Raw genomic sequence first — 5,334 nt, 5'->3', positions numbered from 1 at the left:
GTAACTGCTGATATTTTAGCAATAAAGCTTATTTCTACTTTAAAAGATAATGGAGTAAATGTTCCCAACGATATATCTGTTATAGGGTTTGATGATTTATATATTTCTAAATTTATATCACCTAAACTTACTACTATTTCACAAGATATACTTTTAAAAGGGCGTGTTGCTGCTAAATTAGTAATCGATACTATTGAAGGTAATTCTATAGATAGTAAGGAAATTATCCTACCTGTTTCTTTAATTAAAAGAGATTCTGTAAAAGGAGTGAAATAATTTTTTTCAATTCACTATTCAACATATAACTGCTCTATTGATACCTATCATTTGACATAGCAAAATTCACCTGCTAATGTTTTATTATAAGGTAAAACTTATAATTCTTATCGGGGGGGTTAACAATGATAGAAGAATGGCAATATAATCAATATAAGAGAGAGCTAAACAAAGTTACACAAATTCCAACAGGTTGGGGTAGGACAAAGCAGAACGATTTAGATGATGCTATTGTAAAAGATTTGTTGTATAGAACATATAAGTATGATGATTTACTATGTAAACTTAAAGAGCTCGGTATTTCAGATGATAAAAAGGAATATTACATAAGAAGATGGATGATGATACTAATTGAAAAATGTGATAGATATATCTTCAGCCAGTATGACTGCGTTGAAGATAATCCTAACTATAAGGATCAAGAGTATGATTTTAAAATAAAAGGTACTAAACTTGATTTGAAATCTACTAGAATAAGTAAAGAATTAATAGAAAATCATACAAATAAGAGATTTGCTGACTTAACTGATAGTGAATATAAAGATGCTGTTATGCACTTTATAAATAATCCAGGTGAGCTAATAAAGTTTTTATATGAAAACCAGAGCACAGGGGTTAGATGCTCATTTCACAATAGATTATTCTTCGTTACAGCTGATGCAAGGTCTAAATTAAACTTTTCTGATGAGTTTGACTTAAGATTAGATTTTGCTAGTAAGGCTTCTGTAATAGAAAACTTCATCGAGTCATTTGACCCAAATGAATTAAAAGAATATGAGGTATATAATTGTAAAGATGGTAAGTATGAATCAGTGAAAGCTGCAGTTATATTCTTGTATAGAAATGAAGATGAACTGTTCTACTCTATTTAAGTATTTATAGTTAGAATAGTTGTTGCCTATGCTGGCCACACTATTAAAAGTCCAGTGATATTATTCACTGGACTATATTTCTTCTATTATACAGCTTGCATTTTCTGCTGTATCGTCTTTTTTAAGCTCTACTATAAAAGGAATATCTTTTTTCCTTCTTGGATGGAGTGAATGATTCATCTGCTAATGCTTTTTCGAATTCTTGCATTAGTTCTTTGTTTGGTACTTTTAGATATCCATCATAGTATGATAAGAATCCAAGTATTATCATGGCTGAGTATATTTCTTTTTTGGTTACTAGCTCATCTTGCCCTGCTCTAAATTCTTCTTTTATTGTTATGTCTATTTCGTCTCCAGCTACCATGCTAATAACTTCATCTCTAATTTCTAGATCGTTGTACTCTAGTTGACCATTTTTATTACATAATATTTTGACTTCTTCTTCTGTAAATCCAAAGTACTGCCCAAATGTTCTATCCCTTAAAAAGGTGAACTCATCAAACATATTAAGTGCACTACCACTTGAGTATTTCTTTATTGGAAGTACTCATCTGGATTTATATGTGGATACTTTTTTACTATATCTTTTATTAAGTTTTCTCTAATCATTTTTATATAATCTTCATAGGTATTCCCTATTTCTGATATTTCATTAAATGATATATTTATTACGTGCACCTAGCATATCTGCTACTGAAGATTTTCCAAATCTCCTGGGTCTAGTTATACATAAATATCTATCTGCTGTTCCTAAAAGTTCACTTATTTTTTCTATTATTGAAGATTTATCTACAAAGTATTTGCTTTTGTATAATGTTTTATAGTTTTCTAGGCATTTGTTTGTATTTAGGTATATATTCATCTCCGTTAGTATTCTTATACCTTTATTATATCCAACATTGAAATATAGTACAACTCTGCCTCTTGAACTAGTTGTATTCTTATTTATTTATTTTTATAGATGTAGACATAACACCCTTTGCTATATTTTCAAATTTTTCAAAAGGTATACCTACTGCCATTTCTTCATCTTTCCATTTAGCTAAAAATCTAGTGCTTGGACATAATACAGATATATTCATCTTCCCTGATAAATACGGCTCTACTGTTGCCTCTGAACAGATCCCTTGCATACTAGCTAAACTGGCATTAACTCTATCACCATTATAATATGCATATCCCTGTTGTAACCTCATTGTTTGATAAGGATTTGCGATAAATATTACCACATCAGGATTAATACTAAACTCATCTAAAGGACCTATAAAAACACCATAGGTTTCTACGCCTGTTCTATATAATCCTTTTACACCTTCTCTTGCTCTTCTTGCCGCTCCTACTGTTGCATATAGATTATATGAAAAATACTCCATACCTGACTCTATCCTTGTATTTGAAGGTTCTAGTGCTAATGCAGTAGTACCACCATCACAATTTATATTTTCTAGAGTAGCTTTAAACTTCATCCCTCTAGTAGCTTTTTCTACCATACAGCAATAAGATAATTTTCCATTAGGCTCGTCCCACTCAAAAGAATTATACTCATTTTCACAATAGCATAACTTAATGCCTACAGGCTTTCTTTTAAGTTCTAAAACTTCATTCAAGTCATAACATATTTCTTTTATAAATTCTTTGTCAAAATCATCTTGTGGTAATCCATAAGATATATTTTTATGTTTAAATGGCACCTAAGCCCACCCCCATATTAGTTAGTCCATTCATTGCATATATTATAGTAATACTTATAACAATAGCTACATATATACAACAGCATATGACTTCATCTTGTTTTAACTTTAATCTTCTATAGTATGTTCTTGTTTTATACTTACCGAATGCTCTAGTTTCCATAGCCATAGATATTCTGATACCTTTTCTAACAGCAGTTGCCATCATAGGTATGACATAGTTTTTGTTTCTAGTAGCTCCTCTTACTTGATAAGCATGTTTTATTATGTCATACTCTTCTTTAAAGGTCGGTATAAATCTATATGCAGTTAAAAATGCATATGCAAATTTAGGATGAACTTTAAAGTACTTAATTAAGGAAACTACAAATTCAGTTGGATCGGTTGTTTTAACAAAAATGGCCGAATACACACTTATTAATATGATCTTAAATCCAAGCCCCATAACTGTAATTACTAGTAGTGGTTCATTACTTAAATATCTAGATAAAATTATAAATGCCATAAATCCAAATGACATACCAATAAATACTCTAATTGACTTTAATAGTTCTTCTATATTTATATCACTAAATTTATAAGTAATTATAATACCTAATATAATCAAAGTTATTGGTAGGAATGGATTGTACTCTAATGATCCTATAATTGTTACTAATAATAATACATGTATTTTTAAAAAGGGATTCATTCTATTAATTAAACTTTTGTTATCCATTTACACACCTCATATTATCGTCACTATAAGCAATTTTTCCTTTTTCAATACATATAACATTGTCACAACAACTATTAACTAGATTCATATCATGAGTTATAATAAGGATTGAGGTTCCTTGATTATTGACTTCATATAAAAGTTCTATTAACTCTTTTAAGTTATCTTTATCTTGACCGTAGGTTGGTTCATCTAAAATAAGTAGTTCTTGTCCATTTATCATCATACTAGCTGTACTTAATCTTCTTTTTTGACCTTGACTAAGCTCAAATGGGTTTGCATCCTTATTTTTAAATAAGTCAAATTTATATAAATACTCTTTAGTTCTGCTTGTTATATACTCTTTATCCTTACTTCTCGCTTCTAAGCTAAATGATAGCTCTTTTTCAACGCTCATTTTTACAAATTGATGTTCTGGATTTTGAAAAACAAGTCCCATCATTTCTCCTATTTCTTTAGGGTGTAGCTGTGATACTTCTTTGTTATTTAGTAAAATACTACCGTTATAATTTTTTAAAAATCCTATTATAAGTTTAGTTAATGTGGATTTTCCAGCTCCATTATGACCTACTATAGCAGTTATATCTCCTTGTTTTAATGAGAAATTTATATTGTCTAATACGTTATAATTTCTATCATAAGAAAAGCTTAAATTTTTAACTTCTAATAGTGTTTTCTCTAAGTTGTTTTTATATTTTACTCTTTTAGGTAATGTATCTGATTTATCATATTCATCTATAAAACATTTACTATTTAAACAAGTCACACCTTTATTTTCAACAACTATAACATTGTCTATAATATGTCTAAACTCATCTATATTATGTTCTATTAAAACAATAGTCCTTCCCATTTCATCTCTTAGTCTCTTTATAAGCTCTACCATTTCATCTCTTGATGTAGGATCTAGGTTGGCTGTTGGCTCATCCATTAATATAATTTGTGGCTCTATTGCTAGTATCGCTGCTAAAGCAACTTTTTGCTTTTCTCCTCCAGATAGTTTATTTAGCTCTCTTTTTTTCAAATGTTTTATGTTAACCATATCTAAATAATAATCTATAATCTCTTCCATATATTCTACATCTACATTCATATTTTCTAAACCAAATGCAATTTCATCTTCTACTGTAAATGTACATAGCTGACTATCTGGATCCTGAAACATATATGCTACTGTTCCTGCTATAGCTTCTGTAGTTTTGTGCTCGATGTTTTCACCATTAAGTATGATTTCTCCGGTCATTGTTCCTTCTACTATATCAGGTATAACCCTTGCTAAACACATAAGAAGTGAACTCTTTCCACATCCACTCTTTCCAGTTATTAAATTTATAGCGTTTTCCTTAATATCAAAGCTTATATCCTTAAAAACCATAGTTCCATCTAAGAAACTAAGTGATAAATTTTTTACTTGTAGCAATTCCTCTTCACTTCCTACCTAATATATATTATTGATTGCAATTGTCTGCTTTTTTTATTTTAAATCCATTTAATACTCCTGTAGCTTTTAGTGCATTTCCTATTACTACAGAAAGTACTCCACCTAGTACTGCCGCGCTTACTAATCTTACCATTATCATTATTATCATTAAATTTGCATATAGCTCTAATCCGAATACAAAGTAGTCTCTTGCTGTTACAAATATCGTGGCTACTATTCCAGCTAAGGCCATATTTATTATTGAATAGTTTTTATATTTACTTATACCCATTACTATTTCTACACCTATACCTTGTAGTACTGATGCAACTATTATATGTATTCCATATGGGCTAC

Annotated in this window: 9 protein-coding genes; 2 read left to right on the top strand and 7 right to left on the bottom strand. The window is 29.6% G+C overall.

All coding sequences use genetic code 11. The features are described 5' to 3' along the window. Together ACRDBA_RS04625 and ACRDBA_RS04620 are read left to right on the top strand one after the other, a co-directional pair. Positions 1-276: substrate-binding domain-containing protein (locus ACRDBA_RS04625; protein ID WP_438571750.1), on the top strand; the 276-nt coding region annotated here is incomplete at its 5' end. 125 nt (positions 277-401) lie between these two features. Beyond that, positions 402-1,148 (top strand): hypothetical protein, encoded by a 747-nt coding sequence (locus ACRDBA_RS04620; RefSeq protein ID WP_438571749.1) that lies wholly within the window; start codon positions 402-404, stop codon positions 1,146-1,148. 121 nt (positions 1,149-1,269) lie between these two features. Here ACRDBA_RS04620 and ACRDBA_RS04615 read toward each other — a convergent pair whose 3' ends face one another. The 7 genes from ACRDBA_RS04615 to ACRDBA_RS04585 all read right to left on the bottom strand — a co-directional run. Beyond that, positions 1,270-1,653, bottom strand: coding sequence for a hypothetical protein (locus tag ACRDBA_RS04615; RefSeq protein WP_438571748.1), 384 nt, complete (start codon positions 1,651-1,653; stop codon positions 1,270-1,272). A gap of 29 nt (positions 1,654-1,682) precedes the next feature. Then, on the bottom strand, positions 1,683-1,826 hold the full coding sequence (locus ACRDBA_RS04610) for a hypothetical protein (RefSeq protein WP_438571747.1): 144 nt from the start codon (positions 1,824-1,826) through the stop codon (positions 1,683-1,685). Continuing rightward, positions 1,801-2,010, bottom strand: a complete 210-nt coding sequence (locus ACRDBA_RS04605) for an AAA family ATPase (RefSeq protein WP_438571746.1) — start codon at positions 2,008-2,010, stop codon at positions 1,801-1,803. Before ACRDBA_RS04605 ends, ACRDBA_RS04610 begins: the two co-directional genes overlap by 26 nt. A gap of 79 nt (positions 2,011-2,089) precedes the next feature. Further along, positions 2,090-2,839 carry a DUF169 domain-containing protein gene (locus ACRDBA_RS04600; protein ID WP_438571745.1) on the bottom strand — a complete coding sequence of 250 codons (750 nt, stop codon included), beginning with the start codon at positions 2,837-2,839 and terminating at the stop codon, positions 2,090-2,092. Further along, complete coding sequence (locus tag ACRDBA_RS04595; protein ID WP_438571744.1) at positions 2,829-3,557, bottom strand: energy-coupling factor transporter transmembrane component T family protein; 729 nt, start codon at positions 3,555-3,557, stop codon at positions 2,829-2,831. The genes ACRDBA_RS04600 and ACRDBA_RS04595 overlap by 11 nt, the downstream gene beginning before the upstream one ends. Beyond that, positions 3,550-4,977 carry an ABC transporter ATP-binding protein gene (locus ACRDBA_RS04590; RefSeq protein WP_438571743.1) on the bottom strand — a complete coding sequence of 476 codons (1,428 nt, stop codon included), beginning with the start codon at positions 4,975-4,977 and terminating at the stop codon, positions 3,550-3,552. Before ACRDBA_RS04590 ends, ACRDBA_RS04595 begins: the two co-directional genes overlap by 8 nt. Before the next feature lie 28 nt (positions 4,978-5,005). Next, on the bottom strand, positions 5,006-5,334 hold a 329-nt coding region (locus ACRDBA_RS04585), incomplete at its 5' end, for an ECF transporter S component (protein WP_438571742.1).

The sequence above is a fragment of the Clostridium sp. genome (assembly GCF_051654825.1).
In the GTDB taxonomy this organism is placed as follows: Bacteria; Bacillota; Clostridia; order Clostridiales; family Clostridiaceae; genus Clostridium.
Note: the sequence above shows the minus strand (reverse complement) of the source record. Positions and strands in the feature narration are given on the sequence as shown.

What these genes read in the sequence shown, in the direction of transcription:
- ACRDBA_RS04620 (WP_438571749.1), top strand. Translation starts at nt 402, where the DNA reads ATGATAGAAGAATGGCAATATAATCAATATAAGAGAGAGCTAAACAAA.
- ACRDBA_RS04615 (WP_438571748.1), bottom strand. Translation starts at nt 1,653, where the DNA reads ATGTTTGATGAGTTCACCTTTTTAAGGGATAGAACATTTGGGCAGTAC.
- ACRDBA_RS04605 (WP_438571746.1), bottom strand. Translation starts at nt 2,010, where the DNA reads ATGAATATATACCTAAATACAAACAAATGCCTAGAAAACTATAAAACA.
- ACRDBA_RS04595 (WP_438571744.1), bottom strand. Translation starts at nt 3,557, where the DNA reads ATGGATAACAAAAGTTTAATTAATAGAATGAATCCCTTTTTAAAAATA.